We start from the raw sequence: 23,325 nt of genomic DNA on the forward strand, positions 1-23,325 counted from the left end.
ATTTGGGGCGCGCACGCTCTTGCCAACGGTTTGCAAGTGGGCACTATTCTTGAACGGTTAAAGATTTTGTCAGCGCAACACCGGCCCGAACCCCCACGCGCCCCACTGCCACGAGCCTTACCGCCGTGAGCCTTACCGCAGGAAGCGGAGCAGACACATGCATGTCCCCGACGGCTTCATCGACGCCCCCGTCTCCATAGCCGCGGGCGTCGCCGCCGCGGGTGCGGTGGCGGTCAGCCTCCGCGGTGCCCGCCGCGAGCTCGACGAGCGCACCGCCCCGCTCGCCGGCCTGGTCGCCGCCTTCATCTTCGCCGTGCAGATGCTCAACTTCCCGGTCGCCGCCGGCACCAGCGGCCACCTGCTGGGAGGGGCCCTCGCCGCGATCCTCGTCGGCCCCTACACGGGCGTCCTCTGCGTGTCCGTGGTCCTGCTCATGCAGGGCATCCTCTTCGCCGACGGCGGACTGACGGCCCTCGGCGTCAACATCACCGTCATGGGCGTCGTCACCGTGGTCATCGCCTACGCGATCTTCCGTGGCCTGGTCAAGGTGCTGCCGACCGGCCGGGCCTCGATCACCACCGCCGCCTTCGCCGGGGCCCTGCTCTCGGTGCCCGGCGCGGCCGCCGCCTTCACCGCGATCTACGCCGTCGGAGGGACGACCGACATCCCGGTGGCCAAGGTGTTCACCGCCATGGTCGGAGTCCACGTCCTCATCGGCATCGGCGAGGCCGTCATCACGGCCGCGACCGTGGGCGCCGTCCTGGCCGTCCGGCCCGACCTCGTCCACGGCGCGCGCGGACTGGCCACGCCGCTGAAGCTGCGCGTCGACGGCGAACTCGTCGACGCCCCCACCGCCGCCCCCGTGCCCGTCGCCGCCGCCCGCTCCACCAAGCCCGTGTGGATCACCGGCCTGGTCACCGCCCTCGTGCTGGCCGGTGTCGTCTCCTACTACGCCTCCGCCAGCCCCGACGGGCTGGAGAAGGTCGCCGCCGACAAGGGCATCGACGCCCACGTCGAGGAACACGCCTCCGCGAACTCCCCCGTCGCCGACTACAGCGTCAAGGGCGTCGGCGACGCCCGGCTGTCCGGCGGCCTCGCCGGGATCATCGGCGTCGGCGTGACCGTCGTCGTCGGCACCGGCATCTTCTGGGTCGTCCGCCGCCGCCGCGCCGAGGACCTGACCGCCACCTCCACCTCCGTGCCCACCGCCTGACATGGGGGCCGGCCACACCCACAAGCTCTACCGGCACGGGCACTCGCCGATCCACGCCCTGCCGCCGCACTGCAAGCTCGCCGCGACCTTCGCGTTCGTGCTGGTGGTCGTGTCCACACCGCGGGAGGCGATGTGGGCCTTCGGCCTGTACGCCCTCCTGCTCGCGGCGGTCACGGCCGTCGCCCGGATCCCGGCCGCCTTCGTGCTGCGCCGGCTGCTGATCGAGGTGCCGTTCGTCGCCTTCGCCGTGCTCATGCCCTTCGTGGCGGAGGGCGAGCGGGTCGAGGTGCTCGGCATGTCGCTGAGCGTCTCCGGCCTGTGGGGCGCCTGGAACGTGCTCGCCAAGGGCACCCTCGGCGTGGCCGCCTCCGTCCTGCTCGCCTCGACGACCGAACTGCGGGCGCTCCTCCTCGGCCTCCAGCGGCTGAAACTGCCGCCGCTGCTGGTCCAGATCGCCTCCTTCATGATCCGGTACGGCGACGTGATCGGCGGCGAACTCCGCCGGATGTCGATCGCCCGCCGCTCGCGCGGGTTCGAGGCGCGCGGGATCCGGCACTGGGGGGTGCTGGCCAAGACGGCCGGCGCGCTCTTCATCCGGTCCTACGAACGCGGCGAGCGGGTCTACCTCGCGATGGTCAGCCGCGGCTACTCCGGCTCCATGCCGGTGATCGACGACGTCGCGGCCACGCGCGCCCAGTGGGCGTACGCGGCCGTGCTCCCGCTGGCGGCGCTCGCCGTCTGTCTGATGGGGTGGACGCTGTGAACGTGCCGGGCGGGATGGACACCGTGAACGTGATGGGATGGACGCCGTGAACGCCCCCTCGACCCCCACACCGCCCTCGCTGGACGTCTCCGGCCTCGCCTACGCCTACCCGGACGGACACCAGGCCCTCTTCGGCGTGAACCTGACCGTCGGGCCGGGGGAACGCGTCGCCCTGCTCGGCCCCAACGGCGCGGGCAAGACCACGCTCGTCCTGCACCTCAACGGCATCCTCGGCGGCGGGGTCGGCACCGTGACGGTGGCCGGTCTGCCGGTGGAGAAGCGGAACTTCGCCGAGATCCGCCGCCGGGTCGGCATCGTCTTCCAGGACCCCGACGACCAGCTGTTCATGCCCACCGTCCGCGAGGACGTGGCCTTCGGCCCGGCGGCCGCCGGCATGCGGGGCGCGGAGCTGGAGCAGCGGGTCCGGGAGGCGCTGGAGCAGGTCGGCATGGCCGCCTTCGCGGACCGGCCGCCGCACCACCTGTCCTTCGGCCAACGCCGCCGGGTGGCGGTGGCGACCGTGCTCGCGATGCGGCCCGAGATCCTGGTCCTCGACGAGCCCTCCTCCAACCTCGACCCCGCCTCGCGGCGCGAGCTGGCCGACATCCTGCGCTCGCTGGACGTGACGGTGCTCATGGTCACGCACGACCTGCCGTACGCGCTGGAACTGTGCCCGCGCGCGGTGATCCTCAGCGACGGGGTCATCACCGCCGACGGGCGGACGCAGGACCTGCTGTGCGACGAGGAGCTGATGGGCGCCCACCGGCTGGAACTCCCCTTCGGCTTCGACCCGCGCTCGGTGACACCGCCCGCGCCGACGACCGCCGCGCCGGGCACCGGGACCCCGGCCCCGGCGGCATAAGAGCCCCCGGCCGGTTGTTGGAACCGTCGTGGAGATCCAGGGTGAGGTGACGGAGGGCTTCGAGGCCGTCCGGGACGCGTTCGTACGCAACTTCGAGGTGCTCGGGGACCGGGGCGCGGCCGTGGCCGTGTACCGCGACGGCCGCAAGGTCGTGGACCTGTGGGCCGGCACGAAGGACGTGGACGGCGGCCACCCCCGGGGCTCGGACGGCGCCGGGACCGAGGCCTCGGTCGGCGGGAGCGTCGGCTCGGACGGCGCCGGGACCGAGGGCGGCGCAGCGCCCTGGACCGCGGACACGGCGCAGGTCGTGCGCTCGGCCACCAAGGGCGTGGCCGCGGCCGTCCCGCTGCTGTTGCACCAGCGGGGGCTGCTGGACCTGGACGCGCCGGTCGGCGCCCACTGGCCGGAGTTCAAGGCGGGCGGCAAGGAGCGGGTACGGGTCCGCGACCTGCTGGCACACCGCGCGGGCGTCCCCGCGCTGGACCGGCCGTTGACGCCGGCTCTGGCGGCGGACGGCGAGAGCGGGCCGCGGGCCGTCGCCGAACAGACCGCCTTCTGGCAGCCCGGCACGGACCACGGCTACCACGCGCAGACGTACGGCTGGCTGCTCTCGGAACTGGTGCTCCGGGTGACCGGCATGTCGCTGGGCCGGTGGCTGGCCCGGGAGGTCACGGGCCCGCTGGGCCTGGACTTCTGGATCGGGCTGCCCGACGCCGAGGCGGGGCGGGTCGGCAGGGTCGGACCGGTGGAGCCGCCGGCGTCGGCGGGGGCGCTGCGCACCCGGCCGCGCAGAAACGTTTCGGAGGCCTACGCCGACCCGCACTCGCTGACCCGGCGCGCCTTCGCGGCCATCGACCCCCTGCCCGACGAGAACGACCCCGCCTACCGGGCCGCCGAACTGCCCGCCTCGGCCGGCATCGGCACCGCCCGGGCCCTGGCCGGGTTCTACGCGGCGCTGCTGGACGACACCGAGGACGGAACCCGACTGTTCACCCCCGAGACCGCGGCCCTGGCGTCCAAGGAGCTGTCCTCGGGCCCGGACCGGGTGCTCGTCGTCAACACCCGCTTCGGCCCCGGCCACATGCTCCACGGTCCGGCCTCCCCGCTGCTGTCCCCGGCCTCCTTCGGACACCCGGGACGGGGCGGCTCGCTCGCCTTCGCCGACGCGGAGGCGGGGATCGGCTTCGGGTACGTCACCAACTCCTTGGCCAAGTCCGTCACCGCGGACCCCCGCGCGCAGGCCCTGGTCCGGGCGGTACGCGCGTCGCTCTGAGCGGGGGCGCCGCGTCGGGGCGCGGGGCTCCGGGTGGATGGCGGGGGGCGTACGGGCGCCCGTACGCCGGGAGTTGCACGCGCGCCCCGTACGTCGGTCAGGAACGCAGGACCGCCGCCACGATCGGGCCCGCCGCGTCGCCGCCGTGGCCGCCGCCCTCGACCATCGCCGCCGCGGCCACGTCGTCGCTGAAGCCCGTGAACCAACTGTCCGGGCTCGCCGCGCCGTCCACCTCCGCCGAGCCGGTCTTCGCGCCCTTGTCGCCGCCGACCGACGCCATCGCCTTGGCGCCGGTACCGCTGGTCGCCGTCAGCCGCATCATGGACACCAGTTGGCCGCGCACCGACGACTTCATCGTGCGCGCCGCCGTCGCGGTCGGCCGGCCGTCCAACTCGGGCGAGACCAGCAGGGGCTGGTGGAACCTGCCGCTGCGCGCCGTCGCCGTGATGGACGCGATGTTCAGCGGGTTCATGGTGATCTGGCCCTGTCCGATGTACTCGGCCGCCGACTCCGCGCCGGTCGTCACCGGGACCTTGCCGTCGAAGGACTTGATGCCCGTCTTCCAGTCCAGGCCGATGCCGAAGACCTCCGTGGCCTCCTTCGACAGCGCGGCGTCCTCGTCGACCTCGTCGATCTGCTTGATGAAGGCGGTGTTGCAGGACTTGGCGAAGCTCGTCGAGAAGTTCGTGCCCGCCGGCAGTTGGAAGTTGCTCAGGTTGTGGAAGGAACGGCCGCCCCAGGACACCGTCTTGTCGCACGGGGCGGGCTGGTCGGCGGCCACCTTGCCGCGGTCGAGCAGCATCGCCGCCGTCACGATCTTCATCGTCGAGCCGGGTGCGCGCGTGCCCGTCATCGCCGCGTCGTAGCCGTCCTTGCGGTTGTTGGCGATCGCCAGGATGTGGCCGTTGCTCGGCTTGACGGCCACCACCGAGGACTCCGGGTACTTGGCCACCGCCTGCTCCGCCGCGGCCTGCACCTTCGCGTCCAGGTACGTCTTGAGAGTGCTCGGCTCGCCCGCCACCAGGGTCAACAGCGTGCGTCTGCCGCCGCCGTCCTGCCCGGCGCCGCCGTCCTGGGTGGTGGCGCCGTCCTGGGTGGTGGCGCCGGCGGTGGCCGGTTCGATCCACAGCTCCGCGCCCGCCTTGCCGCCGGCCTTGCCGCCGTAGACCTCGCGCAGTTGGGCCAGGACCGGCCGCAGCGACGGGTACTTCTCCGGAGTCAGTTCCTGGTCGTTGCGGTCCACCAGCTTGACCGGGGGACTGGCCGGCGTGCCCGCGCGGAGGCGCTCGCCGCGCTTGAGGTCCGGATGGATCACCGAGGCCTGCCAGTCGACCAGGGCCTTGCCGGTGCTGAGGCCGCGGACCACGGTGAGCCGGGACTCGTACGCGAGGGGCTTGGTCGTGCCCTCGTAGGTGACCTCGGCCTCGACCTTGAAGGGCACGGTCGTGCCGCTCGGGGTGCCGGGGGTGATCACCGCCTTGGACACGTAGGCCCTGGTCTTGAAGTCGGCGACCGCCGACAGTGCCTCGGACGCGTTGTTCGTCCAGTCGGCCGCCGTGCGCTCGTCCCCGGCCGCCCACGCCGTCAGGAAGCCCTTCGCGGCCTCCGCGGTCTCCTTCTCGGTGACCGGCCCCTCGCCCCTCGTCGCGCTGGCCGTCTTGCTGTCGGCCGTGTCGTCCTTGCCCCCGCCGGTGTCGCCGACCAGTGAATACATGCCGTATCCGGCTCCGCCGACCATCGCGAGGAAAACCCCGCCGATGATGGCACCCTTCGCCGCCCCGTTCACTTGCGTCCCCTCCCCAGGAACCACGGTCCTCTGAACATGTTCAAGAACCTCTGGCATGGACATTACGCTGAGCGAGCGGGTGTGGTGCGTGTTGTTACCGGACCGGAACGTGCCGCCGGTCACACCCCGAACGCGGCGACGGGGGTGGGGCGTTGGCGGCGGGCGCGACTCCGGGGGTGATTCCGGGCGCGACTCCGGGCGCCTCGGCGACGCCGGTACGGGGCGGGCCATCGGTCCGCTCACCCGGTGCGCCGCGTCATGCGACGGGGCCGAGCCGCGCCAGATGCCGGTCCGGGGGTTCCGTGGCCTTCGCCCGATACGCCGGAACCGGCGAAACTACTGCAAAGTGCCGGCCGAGCCGGATACCGCCCCAGCTCAGCAACCCTGCTCCCCGCACGCGCGGGGAGGGAAGCACCACGGGCCCGGCACCGTCAGGTGTCGGGCCCTTCGGGTGCTTCGGCGGCGCTAGACCCAGGTGTCCAGCCACATGCGGCCGCGCCAGGAGTCCATCGGGAGGGACTGGCCCGTGTAGATGGGCCAGAAGTAGATGGAGTTCCATCCTTCGAAGCGCTTGGAGCCCCGACCAGCCAGTTCTCCGCCAGTCGGGGCCCTCTTTGGTCTACTGGGCCGTCTCGGGGCCGTGATCATGGTCCGGAGGGGTCCCGAAGAGGCCGTCCACGGCCTTCCGGGTCCGCCCTTCGCTGCTCGGCATCAGGTGCGTGTAGGTGCGCAGGGTGAATCCAGGGTCGGCATGGCCTAGGTACTGGCTCAGCGCCCGGATGTTCTCCCCAGCGTCCAGCAGGACCGATGCGTAGAAGTGCCGCAGGGCGTGCATCCCGTGCTGAGGCGCGGACGCGTAGCGCTCGCCTTCGTCCGCCGGCGGGATGATCCCGGCGAGGGCGAGGGCAGGCTTCCACATGAAGTCGTTGAAGTAGCTGACCCGAACGAAGCTGCCCGTCGACCCGCTGAAGATGAGCGACTTCGTCACGGGCGGCCCGTCCGGCGTCCGCCACGGCAGGGTGACCTTGACCGGCGGGCACAGCTTCGAATGGGCGCGCAGAGCAGCCGCGACAGAGCGGGGGAGCGGGACAGAACGCGTCTTCCCGCCCTTGGGGAGGGCGAACACATACTTCCCGCGGATCCGCTTCAGCTGGTGCTGCACGCGGACCCACTCCCCGGCGTAGTCCAGCTCTTCCACGTCGAGCCCGAACACCTCGCCCTGCCTGAGGCCGCATCCACTCGCGATGTCCACGGCGGTGCGCAGGTGCTCAGGCAGCGCGGCACGTACCGTGATCACCTGAGTGGGCGTCCACGGCGCCACGCGCGGCTGTGCGGGCTTGGGAACCTGGACGGACCGAGCCCGGCAGGGGTTCTTGGGGATCAGCCCATCATCAACGGCGGCGGAGAACGCGGCCGAGACCGTCCCGAAGATGATGCGGCGGCTCGACGACGCGGCGCCGCTGCTCTCCAGCTCGCCCAACCACGTGCGGATGTGGCCAGGCTGGAACGACGGGACCGGACGCGTCCCGATGTACGGGTAGGCGTGCAGCCTCAGTCGCCGCTCGGCGGCCTCGCGGCTGTTGATCTCCGTGGTGTGGGTGGCCACCCACTTCTCGGCGAACTGCTGGAAGGTGATGCGGCCGGCGCGCGGGTCGACGTACTGACCGCGCGCCATGTCCGCGGCCGTCTCGTTGAGCCACTGCTCGGCGAGCCGCTTCTGCTTGTCGGGGAAGGATTTGGACTTCTCGGTGCCGTCGGGGCCGACGTACCGGGCGCGGTAGCGCATGCCGATGCCGTGCCGGTTGCTCTTGCCCCGGACGGGCTTACCGGCGGCGCCGCGCTCGGTTTTGTACCAGCGGTCTTGGATGTGGCCTGCCACGTGGTGTGCCTTTCCGGGCGTACGAAGTGAGGGCGGGCCCGGTTGGGCCCGCCCTCGGTGGTTGTTTTCGTGGTGCGTGATCAGGCAGCGTTGCTGATGTCCGTCTGCATCTGTTCGGCGATCCAGCTGTGTACGGCGTTCGGGTCGTAGCGCACGTGCTTGCCGACGCGGAATCCGGGCGGTCCGGTGCGCTTCTTGCGCCACTGGTAGACGGTCTCCAGGGGCACGTCGAAGAGTTCGGCGATGTCGTCGGGGGTGAGGTAGCGGTCGGGGAGTCCGCCGCGCAGGATGGCGCGGGGGTCGCTCGGGGTGGGCATTGCTCCTCCGGCGGGTCGGCAGGGCGGGGACTGTTGGGCCCGGGGGTCGCGTGCTGTCCGAGTCCCGGATTTCTGCGTCATCTGCGCCATCTGTGTCATTTACTGGCCTGACCTGCGGTTTTCCGGTGACGCTCTGGGTGGTCGTGCGTCACCGGCTGTGTCACCCGAGCTGTCGGGTGACACACACCGGTGACGCAGGTGACGCGGAATGACGCAGCAGGGGGCCGTCTACGTCACCCTCGTAACCACAGGTCACAGGCCGTTTCACGGCCCGTAGTGACGCGGGTGACGCAGCATCTCTTCTCTTAGGAAAAGAGACGGGTGGTTTCTGTTGTGGTGCGCTCTGCTCAAAGAGAGAAGAAGGGGCCGCTGCGCGGCACGACCCTTGCAGCGGCGGCAAGCCGCCGGACAAGCAAGAGGAGCACCCGTCGCCCTGGGCGGGCGTGCTCTTCTTGCTTGGACCGGCACGGCCCGGGGCGCGTTGGGTTAGAACGCTCCCTGCTGCTCCGGCCGGGGCTTGGCGGGGCGGGTCATCTCGATGTAGCGGGCGGCTTTGGTGCGTCCCCAGTCGACGAGGACACCGCGGGCGGCCAAGGTGGGCTGGAGGCGCTTGAGGCGGTCGGAGAAGACCTTGCCGGTGGTGGGCCAGCCCTTGGGCAGGGGGCGGAAGTCCTCGCCGATGTAGAGCTGGGTGATGGCGTGCAGCCATTCGGAGGAGGTCATACGGGTCTCCTCGCCGGGTTCGGCGCCGGCGGCGTGCTTGAGGACGGTTTGGGCGAGGAGGTCGCCTTCGATGACGTCGTCGTTGAGTTCGTCCAGGGCGGCCCGGTAGGCGCTCAGAGATCCGAGGCCGGTGGCGGTGTCGAGCTGGGCGCACAGGTGGGCGAAGTCGGCCATGCGCAGGTCCGTGGGGATGTCGGCCTCGGTGGCCCGGACCTTGACGGTGAGATCGAGGAAGGAGCCGAGGATGACCGGCAGGACTTCCGCGTACTCCGCCCACAGCTCTGCTTCGGTCCGCCGCACCCGTGGGCGTTCCAGGCGCAGCGGCAGGAGGCGTTCGGCGAGGTCGGGGCGAATGACGCCCACGTCGATGCCGGTCAGAAGCAGGGGGCGGCGGTAGCGGGAGCGGTAGACGTCCCCGTCGCTGAACAGCGCCCGCTTGATGCTCTCGGCCCCGGTCACGATGCAGCACATCAGGTCGGACAGGTCCGGCGGCAGGTGCGAGAGGTTGTCCAGGGCCGTGATCCATCCGGCGGCGACGGCCGTGATCAGGTTCTCTTCGTCCTTCGGCGCGCGTCGCAGGTCGCCCGTCATGCCCTCGACGATCCGCATCAACATCCTTCCCGCGGTGGACTTGCCGGCGCCCTGGGGGCCGGTGAGGAACGGGGCGGGGACGGGCACGGACGGTTCCAGGCATCCGATCACCCAGGCGATGGCCAAGCACTCGCTCTCGGCACTGGCGTAGTTGCACAGCCGCAGCAGCCGATCGATGCCCTTGCCGTCGGTGTCCTTCTCGGGGAGGGGGAGTTCGCCGGTGAGTTGGGTGCGTCGCCAGCAGACTTCGCGCGGGTCGGGGATGCGGATGTCCCAGCCGGTGGGGTGGATGCGGACGGACTGTCCGTCGTCGCGGCCCAGGTCGAGCCAGGTCGCACCGTCGAAGCCGGGCGCGACGCGAATGTGCGTGGCCTGTACTTCTTCGCTGAGTGCGAGTGCCTCGATCAAGTCGAGTGCCTCCTTGAGGGCGGTGCCGTTGAAGGAGCCGAGCCCGTCCTTGTACAGGCCGACCATGAGTTCCTGGCGGTGGCTGCCGGTCGTGCCCTGGGAGCGGATGGGTCGGGCGACGGGGTGGCCGTTCTTCTGCGCGTAGACGGTGCCTTCGGTGGTGCGGAAGTACCGGAAGTGGTCCTGCGCGTAGTCGGTGATGATCTGCCGTGCCGGGTTCTTGTCGTCGTCGGTCACGGTCACATCCCCAGTGCGGTGCGGGCGTTGGCCCAGGCGGTGGTGCAGTGCCGGGGTGACTCGCCCTTGTCGTGCGCGGCGGTGAACAGCCGCTGGACGTGGTTCTCGGTGAGGCAGCCGCACCGCCCGTGCTTGGACAGGACCGCGAGGAAGACCCGGTAGACGGTGTTGTGGATCCCGCTGCCGGCGTCGGAGATGGACCGCTCCGCCATGGCGATGCCACGTTCCAGGTATGCGGGAGTCCGGTGGCAGCAGACCCCGCCCCCGGTTCCCGTGGGCAAGGTGATCGCGTGCACGACGGGACGCGGGGACGACTCGTGCCTCACGATCAGCGCGCGGACCGCATCCGGCAGTGCCGTGACCGGCCCCGATCCCGGCCCGTACCAGCGTGCGTAGGTCATAAGCGACTTGATGTCGACGCCGGCCCGCACCTTGTTGCCGGACTGCATGGCACCCCGGTAGATCCAGTGCTCCCCGCGGGTCGTCGCCACGACCTTGGTCTCAGGCAGGTTCTGGCGGGCCCAGGTGATGGCGTCTGCGTCGTCCAGGTCCACGACGGTGAGGCCGGCGCCGCCGGGGTGGTAGGCGATCGCTTCGGCCTGACGCCAGGTGGTGGCCCAGGCCGGGGAGGTGAGGGTGTCGGGGTCGGTGGTCGCGGCAGCCCAGCCGTGGCACGGTCGGGGGCACTGGCAGGGACCGGCGGCGATCATGTGGGGCCGGTCGCCGCAGGCCGAGCCGGTGCAGGCACGGCAGTTCCCGAAGGGGAGCTTGCCCTCGCGCAGAGGGAGCACGGGCAGTCCGAGTTCGGCGAGCCAGAGGGCGGTTCGCAGCGTGCCGCGCGCGTGCGTCGGGACGCTCATGCGGCCACCGCCCCCGCGTCAGCGCGGGTGAGGAAGGCGCGGCCGAGCCACTCGGCATAGGCGGGTGGGATGGCTTCGGTGAGTTCCTCGCGCACGTCGGTCCACGTGATGCCCATCGCGGCCTGCATCTCCGGGACGGTGGCCTTGCCGCCGCCGTTGCCGTAGGCGGCGACGTAGGGGCCGTCGCGGTAGATGCCGTGGCGGTGGCCGCGGACGTAGCCGCGGTGCTTGACGTGCTTGCGCCGCTTGGTGGTCCAGGCGCCGAGTTCGAAGTTGCGGTGGCGGAGCACTCCGAGGCCGAACATCTCGCCGCACAGGGTGATGTCCTTGCGGATGTCGGCTTTCCCGTCGGGCTGCTCGATCACGTACGGGAGCCCGGATGCGTCGAGGAGTTCGCGGGTGGGGGCGACCAGGTCGAGGTGGGTGCCGCCCCAGCCGCGGGAGCGGTTGGTCCCGATGGTGAGGGCGCACCGCTTCTGGCACGGCGGGGAGGCGTGAACGGCGGCGAACCGTCGGATCTCACCGGATGCGATCAGGTCGGCCAGGACGGCGAGGGCGTCCCCCTGGATGAAGGTGAACGGGTAGTTGGGGCGGGGGCGGATGTCGACGCCGACGATGTCGAATCCGGCGCGGTGGTAGCCCATGGCCGCGCCGCCGGCGCAGCAGAACAGATCCAGTAACGCCGGTCGGTCGTGGTCTCGCGCGATGACGGTCGGTTGAGTCATGCTGGGTCTCTCCAGTTCTTGAGAAGGCTGGGAGACGAGAGCGGCCCGACTTTTGCCGAGACGGGGCCGCTCTCGTCATGTCAGTGGCGGTTGTTGAGGATGCTGGTCTGCCTGCGGACGTCGTCGACGAGGCGGAGGATCTCGTGGGCCATGTCGGTGATCGCCTGGAGCTGGTCGTCCAAGTCCGCCGGGTGCGGCGCGGTGAAGGAGAAGGACGGCTCGTTTCTCGGCTGTTTGGTGAAGGAGAACGACACGGGGCTCCTGTCGGGTCAGATGTTCAGGTGGTGGGCGCGTTGGATGGCGGCCTCCCATACGCCGCGTACCTCGCCGCCGCTGTGGTTGTCGTTCCAGGAGGGGATCGACTCCCAGTGCTTGCCGTGCTGGCGCCGGGCCTCGTCCAGGAGCAGGTTCCCGGCGTCCCGGTAGGCGCCGTTACGTGCTCCGGCCGCTGCTCGGAGCGCGCCGATGGAGCAGCGGGCGCCTTCGGGGTGGATCAGCCGGTGCTTGGCCCACCCGTGGGTGTCGAGGAAGGCGAGGGCATCGGTCAGGGTCTTCTCGACGGCCCCGGCCTGGTGCACGACCGGAGCAGCGGCGAGGATGACGGAGACCGGTGAGAGAGCGGCCGGGGCCGCAGGGGCGACGGGTTCCGGCGTGGGGTCGAGGAGCGCGAACGCCTTGGCGTACAGGCCGCGGTCGACGGGGGTGAGGTGGGTGTCCGTGGTCGTGTTCATGCTGACCTCCACAGGTTGTTCTCGTTGATGACCTCGTCGCGTTTCTTCAGCTCGGACAGGCGCGGCCTGACGTTCTTCACGGGCGTGCCGAGCTTTCGGGCGATGGTTTCGGCGGTCATGGGCATGGATTCCTTTTGGAGGAGTTCGAGGATTCGCGGCTTGATCTGCTCCTGTCCGCCCGAGGAATCGGCCGGCGCGGCGGCGCCGGTCTGGGCCCGCTGCTGGGGCACAGGCGTTCCGTGCTGGGCTTTGGTGAGGAGGTCGGTGAGGCTGCCGACCAGGTTTTTTCCGCGCTGGTCGACCATCGGGGTCCGCGTGATCGCGTCCCGGTGGCGCCAGGCTTCGCAGTCCTCCACAGCGACGGGAGACAAACCCGCAGCGAGGGAGGCGGGTGGCACGTCCAGGTGCAGGGAGCGGAACTGGACGGCCTGGGAGCCGGGGGTGAGGAGGTAGCCCAGGCCGAACGTGCCGTCCTCGGGATTGGCGGACGCCTTGGTGTCCAGGCCGGACATGTCCCGGTCGGCGACCTTTCGGGCCTGGCCGGGCCAGGAGTCGGGGATCATCGACAGGTCGATGCCCTCCGCGCCCTGGACCGCGTTCGCGCCGACCAGGGAGCCCTGGCCCCGGGCGCAGCGCAGGAACACCGCGCCGCCGCCGATCAGGAGCTGTGAGCGGATGATCGAGGAGTTCCCGAGGTCTTCGGCGAGCGGGGTTTGGGTGGCAAGGACCACGCCGATTCCCCGCTTGAGGGAGCGGCGGGTCATCTGCTCGACGATCGCCTTGGCCTCCAGGTGGTACGGGGAGGAGGCCGACAGCAGCATGTGTGCTTCGTCGATGACGATCAGGACCAGCGGATCCACGAACGGGAACGACGGGGAGCGGTAGCGGGCTTCGCGGTCGAGCATCAGCGCGTAGGCCAGCCGCAGGGCGCCCATCGCTTCGTCCAGGCCGTCTCCGCAGTGGGCGGCCAGGCCGGCTCCGGCGATGGTGCCGGCCTGCGGGGACGCCAGGATCACCGCGATACCGGACTTGAGGGCGGAGAGCAGGATCTGTTCCAGGACCCCGGACTTTCCGGAGCGGGACCCGCCGACGAGGTAGAGGTGACGGGCCCCGGAGCCGGGCTGGGCCAGGGGGACGAGGGCGGCGGAGGCGTCGATGTAGGTGCCCAGGCGGACGTATCCGCGGGAGTCCATGGCCAGTTCGTCCGCGACAGTGGAGAGCATCGTGCCGTGCATCAGCGCGTGTTCCTTCATCACGCGCACCCCCATCTGCGAGGGCTTGTCGGTGGGCGCGAGGGCGACCTGAATGTTGGTCAGGTTCAGGTTTCCCGCGAGGTCTTGGATGTTGACGGCCCCGATCGCCTTCCGCTCCCGGGTGGCGACTCCTTCCCAGTCCAGGGGCCCGTCGTAGCGGGTGAGGGTCAGGGTGGTTCCGGGCATCGCGCCGTCCGCGATGGCGACGTGCGCGGCCCACACCTCCTCCGGAGTCGTCGGCGCCCCGCCGACGATCTGCGGTGCTGCTGTCGGCTTCCTGAGGTGGACGGTGACGGGCAGCGCGTTCGGGGCGAAGTGCTTGGGGTCGCCCATCTCCACGTGGGAGACGGGGACCTTGTAGACGGAGGCGACGTCGGCGGCCTTGACCCGAACTTGCTGGCCCTGGGGAAGGGTGATGATCCCGGTGAACGACGCGTGGTCGTCCCCGACGTCGATGGCGAGCTGGGCGAGGACGGCGCCGGCCTGGATGAGCTTGCGGCCCTCGGTCTGGGGGGGGCCGGAGATGAACTCCGTCCACCACGCGGTGATCAGTTGTGCCTGAGACGTCTGCCCCGCCGTGGTCGTGACCGGGAGCGCGGGTACCTCGCCGGCGGTGTTGCGGTGGTGAGCCAGGGCCGCCGCTCCGGCGGGGACTGCGAGTCCGAGGGCGAACAGGGGGTCCATGCCGGAGGCGAGGATTTGGTGTGCGGCGATGCCGGACCCGGTCGCGGTGATCCCGCAGGCGATCAGGGAACGCAGGGCGGGAGCGGAGGCGTGGATGGCCCACGCCCCCGCTCCGGCCGCTCCGGCGACGAGGGCGGACCAGGGGCCGGCGACGAGGGAGGTCACCGCGAGAGCGGCGGGCGCGTACTGGACGAACTGTGCTCGGGTCGGCCCCATGGTCTTTCTCCTTACTGCTGGGAGTAGAAGGAGGCTTCGGCCATCTCGACCGGGGAGGAGTCCACCGCGTCGGCGATACCCCCGTGCTCGCTCTCGACGGTGCTCTTCGCGTCGTCGGCCGCGGCGGCGGCGCTGTCCGCCGCGGCCGTGTAGGCGCCCGCCGCGTCCTTGGCGCCGGTCATAGTCAGGGCCGCGTCCGCGAACTCTGCGGTGGTGGCGTCGTCCACGGCGAGCGCCTTCATGGTCTCGGCGGCGTCCTGCATCTGCTCGGCGATCTCGGCGACGTCGGAGGCGAGCGTGGTGACGGTCTCGGCGTGCTCGTGGACCTGGTGGGTGAGCCAGGCGAGCTTGACGCGCAGGGCCGTGTAGGTCGCGGCGTCCTTGAGGGATTCGGTGACAGACATGCGGGCCTCTTCCTCGTCTATCGGGCGTTGTAGAAGTCGCGTTCGGCGGGCTTGGTCAGCGGCGAGTCCGCGACCGCGCGGAAGATGCCGCCGTGCCGGACCTCGGCGTTCGCGGACGCGGTCCGGCAGGCTTCCTCGCCGCCCTGGATCTGCTCGTGGAGCTTCTTCGCGGCGGCGGCCTGAAGCTGAAGCTGCTCCTTGAGCAGTTCGCACTTGCCGATCAAGTTGTCGCCGACGCCCTTCTCCGTGATCTCGGCGATCAGGACGTCGAAGTCCGCGGCGACCTGCTCGGACTCGTCGACGAGTGCCAAACAGGCCTCGGAAGTGGTCTGGCACAGGGTGGCGGCGCCTTCGGCGAGGTCGATGACCTGCGTGAGGGTGATGACCTCGCCGCCGCTGTAGGTGCGGGACTTCCCGGCGGCGGTGGTGACGTGGACGCCCTTGTCGTCGACGGTCGCGGTGTGCGGAACGGGCGGGTTGGGCTGCATCGCGGGGTCCTTCCTGATCTGTGCGGGGAGCGTGACGGCCGGGGGCGGGGGGATGGTGCCGGGCGGCGGGATCGTCGGCGCCGGCGGCCTGGGAGGCGCGGCGGGAGGCGGAGTGGTGGGCGGTGGTGTCGGGGCCGTGGTGGGTTGCGGTGGCGGAACCGTCGGAGGAGCGGTGGGCTTGGGGGGTGCGGTCGGCATCGGAGGCACGGTCACCCCGGGAGCCGCCGCGGAGGGCCCCGAAGGCGGCGTTGCGGCAGGGGAACCGGAAGGCTTGGCCTTCGGTTTCTTTAGGTAGGCGGAACGCCACCCGTCACGCAATCCGCCGGCCATGTGTGCGCCTGCGAGGAGCCCGTAATGCGCTTTTGCCGCCGCGTTGTAGGAGGCGTTCCGGAAAGTGTCCGGTGCCTTGGTTGGCGACCATTTGGCTTTCGGTTTCGGCGGGGGCTTCTTGATTCCCGCGTCCTTGTATTTGCCGTGTGTGTTGTCGACGCCGACGAGGTAGGTGATGGCGAGGAGAATGAGGAGTTCCACGAGCCTCCTTCCGTGACACTGTGTAGTTGAAGGGGGTTACCGGTTACCGGTTACAGGTCCCGTGAGTGCCGGTTCGGGCCTCCCAGGGCGAGGTTCGGCAGCGTCTACAGCCTGTAACCGGTAACCTGTAACCGGCGCGAACGGTCGCTCAGCGTGATGTTCCGATGTCGCTGACGGTGTCATTCGCTGTCTGGAAGACCGATTCGAGAGTGCCGCGAATCTCTTCGCTGAACGGCGTGTACGGGAGGAAGATCCCGGAGACGATCAGCATCAGGCTGATCGCCATCTGCTTTCCCTTGGTCTTCTTGAACGTGAAATACAGGGCCCAGCAGAGCAGGACCAGGGCGAAGAACTGGAGCGTCATTTCAGGCACCCTTCTCGAAGTTGAATCCCTTGTTGTTCACGGGGACGGCCGCACTGGAACCGGAAGACGCAGGCGCGGAGAGCTTCTTGTAGGCGATCAGTCCGCCGCCGCCGACGAGCGCCACCCACAGCCACGGGCTGGACGCGATGTCGCCGCCCGCGGCGATGGACTCCTTGGCCTTGGGTGCCGAAGTTCCGCCGAGGGTCGGGGCGTCGCAGGCGGGGATCCTCGCGACGTCGTAGGAGGCGGCCTTGGCCACCGCCGCCGCCCGGATCTTGCTGCACTCCAGGTAGACGGCCATCTCCCGCTCGTAGAGCGTCTTGGCCGCGGCTTCCATCGTCTGGGCCCGCTGCTTGTCGGCCTCCACCTCGACCAGCGCGTTCGCGGCCTTCTCCTGGGCCCGCGCCCGATCCTGGGCGGCCTGTTCGCCCTGCATGCTGGTGACGGCCACGACCGTGCCGCACACCGCGAGGACCGCGATCGTGCCGCACACGGCGAGGGCGGCGGTGTTGCGGCGGACCCCGCCGCCGATCTTCAGTGAGAACTTGGATGACGTGCTGGGCTTCTCCGGGGCTTCGGGGTTCATGCGGGTGAACTCCTCGTCCCAGTCGATTCCGGCCATGCGGTTCCCTCCTTCCAGTGCTTGGGCGGAGCAGGTCAGACGTGCTGATCGGATTCGGGGTAGGCGCACGGGGTGCACATGCCGAGCGAGGACGGGATCACGTACCCGGCATCCCGGCAGCACTGGGGGCAGGTACGGCGGGCGGTGTTCGCCTTGGCCAGCGCCGCCTGCTTGGCGGGGGTCATGGGCCGGACGGGCTTGGCCCGGTCGAGCCGGTAGAGGTAGGCGACCAACGGGCCCCGCCGGCGGCGGGGCCGCTCCACCTGAGCGGCGACGTCCTGGCCGCCGGGCCGGAGCCCTGCGGCGCGCAACTGCCGGCGGGTGGCCAAGCCGTCGGGGGCGAGCCGCCAGGAGTAGGCGGGCAGAGTCGCCATCAGCGGAGCCGGTGGTAGGCGGCCCGGCACATCGCTGCGTGTGCGTTGGCGTCCTCGCGGGTCATGTAGAGCGCGTATTCGGAGTGGACGTCACCGCATCCGTGGCAGGACCAGCGGGCCCCGCCTTCGGTGCCCGTGACGTCGATGGCTGCGCCGATCTGGTTGTGCATCCGGATCAGCAGGTTGTCCGGCTCGGCGGGGGTGGTGTTCGGGGAGAGCTTCACGGGGTGGCTCCTTCCAAGGCGGGGGCGGTGTTCGCGTCGCGCAGTTCCTGGTACCGGGTGGAGGCCCAGCCGACAGACCAGCCGGTCAGTTCCGCGGCGACCCGGACGGCGAGTCCGGCGTGGAACGCGGCGCGGACGGTGGCGCGGGCCTGGTCCTCGGGGAGCTTCTCGGCCGGCGGTCCGGCGGACAGCAGCGCGGCGCGTTCACGCTCGATGCGTTCCTGTTCACGGATCTGTTCACGGCGTTCACGCTCGGCCTGATCGGCGCGTGCCTGGCGTTCACGCTCGGCCCGCTGCTGGGCTTCCAGTTCGCGCTGCTGCGCGGCCTGGCGTTCAAGGCGTTCACGCTCGGCCTGCTGTTGTTCACGGATCTGTTCACGGCGTTCACGGGCCTCGCGCTCTGCCCGTTCGGATGCCTCGGCCCGCTCCTGTGCTTCGCGGTGGATGCGGTCTTGGCGTTCGGCTTCCTCGCGGATGAGTCGGGCTTCGTGTTCACGCTGTTCACGGGCGATGGCCGCCTCGTGCTCGCGGCGTTCACGGGCCCGCTGTTCGCGGGCGTCCTCGCGGTCCTGGACCGCCTTCGCTCGGGCTTGCTCCTTGGCGTGCTGATCGGCTTCCAGGGCGCGGACGGCGGCGGTCAGGGCCAGCCGGTAGGCGAGGCCCGCCTCCGCCGTGACGATCAGGAGGAGCGGTGCGACGGAGTGGATGGCGACCCCGACGAGGTCCCCGACCAGGGCGGACGCGCCGATGTTGAGGGCGAGGGTCATGGCGCCGGTCATCCACCGCAGGGCCACCGGCCACGGTCCGCCGTGCCCGCCGAGACGAGCCAAGACGGAGTCGAGGCGAACCACGATGACCACGGCCGCATCCACCACGAGCGGCAGGATCGGCGCCGTCCACACCCATGCGCCGGGGGTGTGTGCGGCCATCAACGGGGTGACCGTGAGGACGGAGTAGAGCATCGCCCCGCCCACGATCAGCCACGTCCCAACGGCCAGCGCGCGCTCCGCTGAACGCAGGTGAACGCTGTTCATGCCGCCCCGCCTTCCAGCGGCCGGACCTTCGCCGAACCGAGGAGCAGCACCCGCACGGGGTGGGGGTGGTACTCCGGCCCGGTGCTCTCCGTCCACTCCCACTCGGCATCCTCGGCGAGCGTGAACCCCAGCTCCGTCAAGGCGCGGAGCCGCTGGTGAACGCTCGGGATCTCGCTGGACGTGGGCCACGTGAAGGTGGGCCACTCGCTGACCAGACCGGTCATGGCCACGTACAACTGCCAGCACGGGCCGGCCGTCCGTTCCGGCTTGGTGGTACCGCAGCAGCGCAGCGACAACTGCGCACCGAAGATCTGCTTGCTCATGCCGCGTCCCCCGACACCGTCGCGCCGGCGGTGCGGTTGGCCAGCTCCCGCCGGGCCACCAAGACCCGGTTACGGGCCCGGCGGATGCGGCGTGCGTCGAACTGCGACGCCGGCCGGTCCAACAGCGCGATCAGCGCGTCCAGCAACTCGACCTCGGCCAGGACCACGGGCATCTCGGTCTCGATCGCCTCCAGCTCCGCGTCCGACGGCTCCAAGCCGTCCGACCACGGGGTAACAACGTCGTGAAGTGCAGCGATGGACTTCATGGGTCTTGCTCCTTCTTGAGAGGAACGGGACTCAGCAGCCCTCGGCGCGGGAACGCCGGGGGCTGCACTGCGTTGAGCGGATGGATCAGGCGGGGCGCGGGTAGTGGCTGACGCTCGGCGCGGTGTGCGCCGGGTCGTCCTCGCAGTCCGCGGCCCAGCTCTGGTGGGACCAGCACGTCTTGCGGTCGTCGGCGTGCATGCCGGCGTCCTCCAGCTCGTTGTCACGCTGGATCGCCGCGGCGAGCTTCTTGTTCATGGCGAACCCCTTCCGGGGCCGGAACGTCCGGCTCCCTGCAACCCCGCCCGTACAACGCCGAAGCGCCGGACGGGCGAAGGAGGCAGCCGACCGGCGGCGCCGTGGCGCCCCCGGAGGGAGAGGCTGTGCGAGCGGGGTCGGGCGGTGAAGCCCGGGGGTCGCTCACACGGCGGTCGATCGGTGACGCGAGGGGCGCGGCCGGCCGTACCGGTCCAGTACGGCGAGCGCCCACGGATGTCGGTGGAACACAGCAGCCTCCACAGCGGAGGGGCAAGGCTTCTGCCGGTGCGCCGTTGCCACGGCGTCCGGCCCCGAGCCAGAAAAGTCGGGTGCGTCATCGTCACTGCTCTGACGCCAGCAGGGCGGCGCGTACCGGGTGGCACCCCCGGTGAAGCGGGGTGTTCTCCAGAGCCTGTACGCGAAAGAAGGTGTTGCCGCCGAACGACAACCCGTCGTCCTGGGAACGGGATCACGCCCGTCTCGTCTTGCTTGGCACCCTGTTCAGTTCTGAAGGAACGGTGACTTTCCGACGGACGTGGAAGACCCAGGAAGGGCCTCCCGTGCCGCGAGGCACGGGGACACGCCGGACGCCAAGAGGTACTGCGGCATAGCTAGGGACAGGCATCCATGCAGGTCAACGCCAAGTAGCTGCGCTCACCGCATGAGATACATGCTTGAACATGTCTCTCAGATTGGCGGTTTCGAGTGAGGCTGTCAAGCTCTTCGCCTCAGCCGGTCCGTCTGGTGGTGTGACATCAGAGTGCCGTCGAAGTGCGGGACGAAGTCACCCCGTCCCTGGACGACTTGGGACGTCCTCGATAGCGTTCTGAGGGGCGACTACGTCCCTGGACGTCCCTGGGGGTGGGATGGCGAACGAGCGGTTAAGGTCCGCGATGCTGACGCAAGGCGTTGCTGTGGATGCCCTGGCGGAGCACCTTGGTGTCGACCCCAAGACGGTGGAACGCTGGATCACCAAGGGGCGGGCGCCATACCGGCGCCACCGTCTTGCCATCTCGGCCTTCCTTCGGGAGGACGAGGGCTACCTATGGCCCGATGGCCTGCCGGACGGGCAGCGCAAGGACGCTGCGGATGCCGAGGTGTTGAAGGTCTACCCGCACCGTTCCTACGTGCCGGCGGACCTGTGGCTCCAGCTGTTCGGCCGGGCGGAACGAGAGATCGGCGTGCTGGTGCACGCGGGTGTCTTCCTCGCCGAAAATCCGCGCTGGCCACAGCTGCTCAGGTTGAAAGCGGCGGGCGGTGTCCGTGCCCGCATCCTGCTCGGAGACCCGGAAAGCCCAGAAATCCGGCGCCGAGGGGATGAGGAGGAAATCGGCGAAGGCGTGGCCTACAAGGTTCGCGAGGTGATGAAGCTCTATCGCCCCCTGTACTCCGTTTCGGGGATCGAATTCCGTCTGCACCGCTCGACTCTGCACAACTCGCTCTACCGCTCGGACGACGAGTGGTTGGTGAACACGCAGGTGTACGGGGTGAGTGCGCCTCTGACGCCGGTCCTACATCTGCGTAAGGTCGCCGGTGCTGAGCTGGTCTCCACATATCAGCAGAGCTTCGAGAAGGTCTGGTCCGAAGCTGTCCCCATTGAAGGGTGAGCATGAGTCGCCGTACGGACTACTTCAACGATCCCAATGCGCCGAAGGCCAACAGCATCGTGCCTGCGGTGACGGCATTCGTCGTTAACGATGCGGGTGACGTGCTGCTGGAGCGCCGATCGGACAATGGTCGGTGGGGAATGCCGGGGGGAGTCCAGGAGATCGGGGAGAACATCGCGGGAACGGTCGCCCGTGAGGTTCTGGAGGAAACCGGAATCCAGGTTGAGGTGGTGGGGCTGGTAGGCATCTTCACGGACCCCGGCCACGTCATCGCGTTCGCGGACGGTGAGGTTCGTCAGGAGTTCTCGCTCTGCTTCCGGGCCCGACCGGTCAGCGGCGAGATCAGGGTGAGTTCGGAATCCCTGGAAGTGCGGTGGATTCCGCGCGCGGACCTGGACTCTCTTGACGTGTCGCCCACCACTCGCCGGCGGCTGGAGGAAGGCTTCCGCGACTCGCCCCTTCCCCGGATTAGCTGAGCTTGGACTGCTCCGTTTCGAAGGTGCGCTGACGCACGCGGGTGACCCGGGCCAGCAGCTCGGGCCGAGCCGCGGATACGGCCCGGAACACGACGTGTTCCGGGCCGTATCGGTCGAGAACTTCGGTCAGTCGCTCTGCCGGATCCACGAGCGCGCCCACGGGGCTGCTGGTCAGGTCGCAATAGGTGATCGCGTCCACCAACACGGGCTCTGCGGGACCGAACTCGGCCAGCATCTCGCTCAGCCCCAGCTCGGAAGCCTCCCACGGGGACGAAGTGTGGAAGGCCACGATGCTGCATAGCCGTGGGTCGGCACCCACCACGTCGCGCAGATAGCGCGCTCCATCAATCATGTGCTGGCCCGTGTCCACAGCGGCTCGGGCGTATCCGACGTCGTGCGCGATGGCCGCTGCGGCAAGTAGCTCTGCGTCCTCGCCAAGTACCGGGGCCAGTGTGAGGGCCTGCGAGTAGACGCGCTGGGAATGGGCCCACCGGGTCGGCAGGCTTTCGGCGAGCAGGGACTCCGCGAGATCGTGAGCCCACTTGGCCAGCTGCATACGAGTTCCCCCAAGCTGTCGAGAATCAGGTTGCCGGGCCCACGAACCGCCCGACTCCGTGCTGAGCGTGAATGTGCCCTGCGCCTTCGAGTTCGTGCACGGCGCGGCGGACGGTGCCTCGCGCGACTCCATAGGACTCGGAGAGCTCGGCCTCGCTCGGAAGCCGAGCGCCGGCAGGCAGCTCACCCGTCCGAATGCGGTCCAGAAGGTCCGCCATGATCCGGCGGTACGGCGCCACCTGTGCCCCGCTGCCGACCTGGCGACCGACCCCGGCGACGGTGGTCACGTCACCGGCTTCCTCCAGCGCGCGAAGCGCACGACGGACCGTCGTGCGGGCCACGCCGAACTCCCGCCCGATCTCCGCTTCGGACGGCAGGCCATCGGGGTAGGCCCCCTCGGCGATCCTTGCCCGCAGAGCCTCAGAGATCGTCAAGTACGTCCCACGAGGGCTGGGGTTCGTCACGCGTTCCTCCTTCTTCCGCCGCATGCGCGGTGGTGCCTTCCGGCGTCGATGCGCTCCAGCTTCGCACGTCGCCTGCCTGGAGAAAGCTGGTCGACCGTGGCCCTTTTGCTAGCCGGGCAGGCTGACGTAATGCCGTCCGAGTGGCCGCCCCTCAGGGGGTAAATGATCTCCGTGAACCTGGAAGAAGTCGACCGCGCCTTCGTTGTGGTGCTCGGTAGCGGGAAATCCCGCCATCATCGCCGATGATGCTCGACGCCTCGTATAGGTAATGAAGATAGTCTCTGTGGGCGGTGTCGTGTAATACCCGCATGCGCTCCACCAGGATCTGTTCGCATTCCTCGCCAGAGACCAATCGACTTGTGATCTGGAGGACGCTATTTTCGTATTCCGTGAGGGACATCGACAAGTTGATGACTCGGTCGATTACCTTCTGTGGCCCTTCGATGTAAACCTGAGCCTGAAGGTGGTCGAGAGCCTCGTCGCGAGCGACTTCAAATGACTCGAAGGCGCCTACCGCGAGTTCCCTTTTCCTTTCAGGATCTTCTGTGGCGAGCGTCAAGTGGAGAAGGTTGCCTATGCTTTCTAGGCGCTGTTGCAGCTGGCGAGTGGCCTCGGCGTAGGCCGCGTAGGCTTGCTTCCTGGGCTCTCGGATCAATCGTGTGTGCTCGGCGTAAAGTTGGAGTCGCGCCTGAGCCTGGATCCACCGCGTAGTGGTCGGGCTGTGGATGGAGAAATCAGAAGAGGTGCCCGCTGACCTGGGATGATGGGAGTTTCTACGCTTCCATCAGACCCGAGCAAGAGGGCACCTCGTAAGTG

General features: G+C 69.8%; 28 protein-coding genes. 6 read left to right on the forward strand and 22 right to left on the reverse strand.

Annotated features, from left to right (window positions below; all coding sequences use genetic code 11):
* The first annotated feature begins 157 nt into the window (after positions 1-157).
* Genes OTB19_RS21735 through OTB19_RS21750 form a run of 4 tightly spaced genes read left to right on the forward strand, consistent with a single transcriptional unit; the run spans position 158 to position 4,111 of the window.
* Entirely contained in the window at positions 158-1,213 is a 1,056-nt protein-coding gene (locus tag OTB19_RS21735; RefSeq protein WP_267800021.1) for an energy-coupling factor ABC transporter permease, read from the forward strand.
* Between the two features lies 1 nt (position 1,214).
* Positions 1,215-1,976, forward strand: coding sequence for a cobalt ECF transporter T component CbiQ (gene cbiQ / locus OTB19_RS21740; RefSeq protein WP_267800022.1), 762 nt, complete (start codon positions 1,215-1,217; stop codon positions 1,974-1,976).
* Positions 1,977-2,013: 37 nt separating this feature from the next.
* Positions 2,014-2,838 (forward strand): energy-coupling factor ABC transporter ATP-binding protein, encoded by an 825-nt coding sequence (locus OTB19_RS21745; RefSeq protein WP_267800023.1) that lies wholly within the window; start codon positions 2,014-2,016, stop codon positions 2,836-2,838.
* 28 nt (positions 2,839-2,866) lie between these two features.
* Complete coding sequence (locus OTB19_RS21750) at positions 2,867-4,111, forward strand: serine hydrolase domain-containing protein (RefSeq protein ID WP_267800024.1); 1,245 nt, start codon at positions 2,867-2,869, stop codon at positions 4,109-4,111.
* A 97-nt stretch (positions 4,112-4,208) separates the two neighbouring features.
* Here the strand turns inward: OTB19_RS21750 and OTB19_RS21755 are convergent, their stop codons facing one another.
* From OTB19_RS21755 to OTB19_RS21845, 19 genes are all read right to left on the reverse strand, one after another.
* A complete protein-coding gene (locus OTB19_RS21755; RefSeq protein ID WP_267800025.1) occupies positions 4,209-5,897 on the reverse strand; it encodes a penicillin-binding transpeptidase domain-containing protein in 1,689 nt (562 codons plus the stop codon).
* Positions 5,898-6,516: 619 nt separating this feature from the next.
* Positions 6,517-7,776, reverse strand: a complete 1,260-nt coding sequence (locus OTB19_RS21760; RefSeq protein ID WP_267800026.1) for a tyrosine-type recombinase/integrase — start codon at positions 7,774-7,776, stop codon at positions 6,517-6,519.
* An 80-nt stretch (positions 7,777-7,856) separates the two neighbouring features.
* Positions 7,857-8,093 carry a helix-turn-helix domain-containing protein gene (locus OTB19_RS21765; RefSeq protein WP_267800027.1) on the reverse strand — a complete coding sequence of 79 codons (237 nt, stop codon included), beginning with the start codon at positions 8,091-8,093 and terminating at the stop codon, positions 7,857-7,859.
* 486 nt (positions 8,094-8,579) lie between these two features.
* Positions 8,580-10,052, reverse strand: a complete 1,473-nt coding sequence (locus OTB19_RS21770; RefSeq protein WP_267800028.1) for an ATP-binding protein — start codon at positions 10,050-10,052, stop codon at positions 8,580-8,582.
* A 2-nt stretch (positions 10,053-10,054) separates the two neighbouring features.
* A complete protein-coding gene (locus OTB19_RS21775; RefSeq protein WP_267800029.1) occupies positions 10,055-10,912 on the reverse strand; it encodes a bifunctional DNA primase/polymerase in 858 nt (285 codons plus the stop codon).
* Positions 10,909-11,637 carry a DNA methylase gene (locus OTB19_RS21780; RefSeq protein WP_267800030.1) on the reverse strand — a complete coding sequence of 243 codons (729 nt, stop codon included), beginning with the start codon at positions 11,635-11,637 and terminating at the stop codon, positions 10,909-10,911. Before OTB19_RS21780 ends, OTB19_RS21775 begins: the two co-directional genes overlap by 4 nt.
* Before the next feature lie 80 nt (positions 11,638-11,717).
* On the reverse strand, positions 11,718-11,891 hold the full coding sequence (locus tag OTB19_RS21785; RefSeq protein WP_267800031.1) for a hypothetical protein: 174 nt from the start codon (positions 11,889-11,891) through the stop codon (positions 11,718-11,720).
* A gap of 15 nt (positions 11,892-11,906) precedes the next feature.
* Positions 11,907-12,368 carry a DUF6197 family protein gene (locus OTB19_RS21790; protein WP_267800032.1) on the reverse strand — a complete coding sequence of 154 codons (462 nt, stop codon included), beginning with the start codon at positions 12,366-12,368 and terminating at the stop codon, positions 11,907-11,909.
* On the reverse strand, positions 12,365-14,521 hold the full coding sequence (locus OTB19_RS21795; RefSeq protein ID WP_267800033.1) for an ATP-binding protein: 2,157 nt from the start codon (positions 14,519-14,521) through the stop codon (positions 12,365-12,367). The genes OTB19_RS21790 and OTB19_RS21795 overlap by 4 nt, the downstream gene beginning before the upstream one ends.
* Before the next feature lie 11 nt (positions 14,522-14,532).
* Entirely contained in the window at positions 14,533-14,925 is a 393-nt protein-coding gene (locus OTB19_RS21800) for a hypothetical protein (protein WP_267800034.1), read from the reverse strand.
* A gap of 17 nt (positions 14,926-14,942) precedes the next feature.
* Positions 14,943-15,413: a hypothetical protein gene (locus OTB19_RS21805; protein ID WP_267800035.1), complete on the reverse strand. Its 471-nt coding sequence runs from the start codon at positions 15,411-15,413 to the stop codon at positions 14,943-14,945.
* Positions 15,414-16,092: 679 nt separating this feature from the next.
* Complete coding sequence (locus tag OTB19_RS21810; protein ID WP_267800036.1) at positions 16,093-16,308, reverse strand: hypothetical protein; 216 nt, start codon at positions 16,306-16,308, stop codon at positions 16,093-16,095.
* A 1-nt stretch (position 16,309) separates the two neighbouring features.
* Positions 16,310-16,930: a hypothetical protein gene (locus tag OTB19_RS21815; protein WP_267800037.1), complete on the reverse strand. Its 621-nt coding sequence runs from the start codon at positions 16,928-16,930 to the stop codon at positions 16,310-16,312.
* Positions 16,931-16,965: 35 nt separating this feature from the next.
* Positions 16,966-17,304, reverse strand: coding sequence for an RRQRL motif-containing zinc-binding protein (locus OTB19_RS21820; protein ID WP_267800038.1), 339 nt, complete (start codon positions 17,302-17,304; stop codon positions 16,966-16,968).
* A complete protein-coding gene (locus tag OTB19_RS21825) occupies positions 17,304-17,528 on the reverse strand; it encodes a hypothetical protein (RefSeq protein ID WP_267800039.1) in 225 nt (74 codons plus the stop codon). The genes OTB19_RS21820 and OTB19_RS21825 overlap by 1 nt, the downstream gene beginning before the upstream one ends.
* Complete coding sequence (locus tag OTB19_RS21830; RefSeq protein ID WP_267800040.1) at positions 17,525-18,562, reverse strand: DUF2637 domain-containing protein; 1,038 nt, start codon at positions 18,560-18,562, stop codon at positions 17,525-17,527. Before OTB19_RS21830 ends, OTB19_RS21825 begins: the two co-directional genes overlap by 4 nt.
* Positions 18,559-18,885 (reverse strand): DUF6303 family protein, encoded by a 327-nt coding sequence (locus OTB19_RS21835; RefSeq protein ID WP_267800041.1) that lies wholly within the window; start codon positions 18,883-18,885, stop codon positions 18,559-18,561. The genes OTB19_RS21830 and OTB19_RS21835 overlap by 4 nt, the downstream gene beginning before the upstream one ends.
* Complete coding sequence (locus tag OTB19_RS21840) at positions 18,882-19,151, reverse strand: DUF6284 family protein (protein WP_267800042.1); 270 nt, start codon at positions 19,149-19,151, stop codon at positions 18,882-18,884. Before OTB19_RS21840 ends, OTB19_RS21835 begins: the two co-directional genes overlap by 4 nt.
* Before the next feature lie 85 nt (positions 19,152-19,236).
* The gene (locus OTB19_RS21845) at positions 19,237-19,407 is read right to left on the reverse strand and encodes a hypothetical protein (RefSeq protein ID WP_267800043.1); all 171 of its coding nucleotides are present in this window, start codon (positions 19,405-19,407) and stop codon (positions 19,237-19,239) included.
* Between the two features lie 893 nt (positions 19,408-20,300).
* Between OTB19_RS21845 and OTB19_RS21850 the strand changes: the two genes are divergently transcribed.
* Positions 20,301-21,014 (forward strand): XRE family transcriptional regulator, encoded by a 714-nt coding sequence (locus tag OTB19_RS21850; protein ID WP_267800044.1) that lies wholly within the window; start codon positions 20,301-20,303, stop codon positions 21,012-21,014.
* Between the two features lie 2 nt (positions 21,015-21,016).
* Positions 21,017-21,490 carry an NUDIX domain-containing protein gene (locus OTB19_RS21855; RefSeq protein ID WP_267800045.1) on the forward strand — a complete coding sequence of 158 codons (474 nt, stop codon included), beginning with the start codon at positions 21,017-21,019 and terminating at the stop codon, positions 21,488-21,490.
* Here the strand turns inward: OTB19_RS21855 and OTB19_RS21860 are convergent.
* From OTB19_RS21860 to OTB19_RS21870, 3 genes are all read right to left on the reverse strand, one after another.
* Positions 21,483-22,046 (reverse strand): HD domain-containing protein, encoded by a 564-nt coding sequence (locus tag OTB19_RS21860; protein ID WP_267800046.1) that lies wholly within the window; start codon positions 22,044-22,046, stop codon positions 21,483-21,485. The two genes, OTB19_RS21855 and OTB19_RS21860, sit on opposite strands and share 8 nt — an antisense overlap.
* A gap of 25 nt (positions 22,047-22,071) precedes the next feature.
* Positions 22,072-22,509, reverse strand: a complete 438-nt coding sequence (locus tag OTB19_RS21865) for a GntR family transcriptional regulator (RefSeq protein WP_267800047.1) — start codon at positions 22,507-22,509, stop codon at positions 22,072-22,074.
* Positions 22,510-22,660: 151 nt separating this feature from the next.
* The gene (locus tag OTB19_RS21870) at positions 22,661-23,068 is read right to left on the reverse strand and encodes a hypothetical protein (RefSeq protein WP_267800048.1); all 408 of its coding nucleotides are present in this window, start codon (positions 23,066-23,068) and stop codon (positions 22,661-22,663) included.
* Positions 23,069-23,325: the final 257 nt, after the last annotated feature.

This window comes from Streptomyces sp. H27-H5, assembly GCF_026627505.1.
GTDB lineage: Bacteria > Actinomycetota > Actinomycetes > Streptomycetales > Streptomycetaceae > Streptomyces.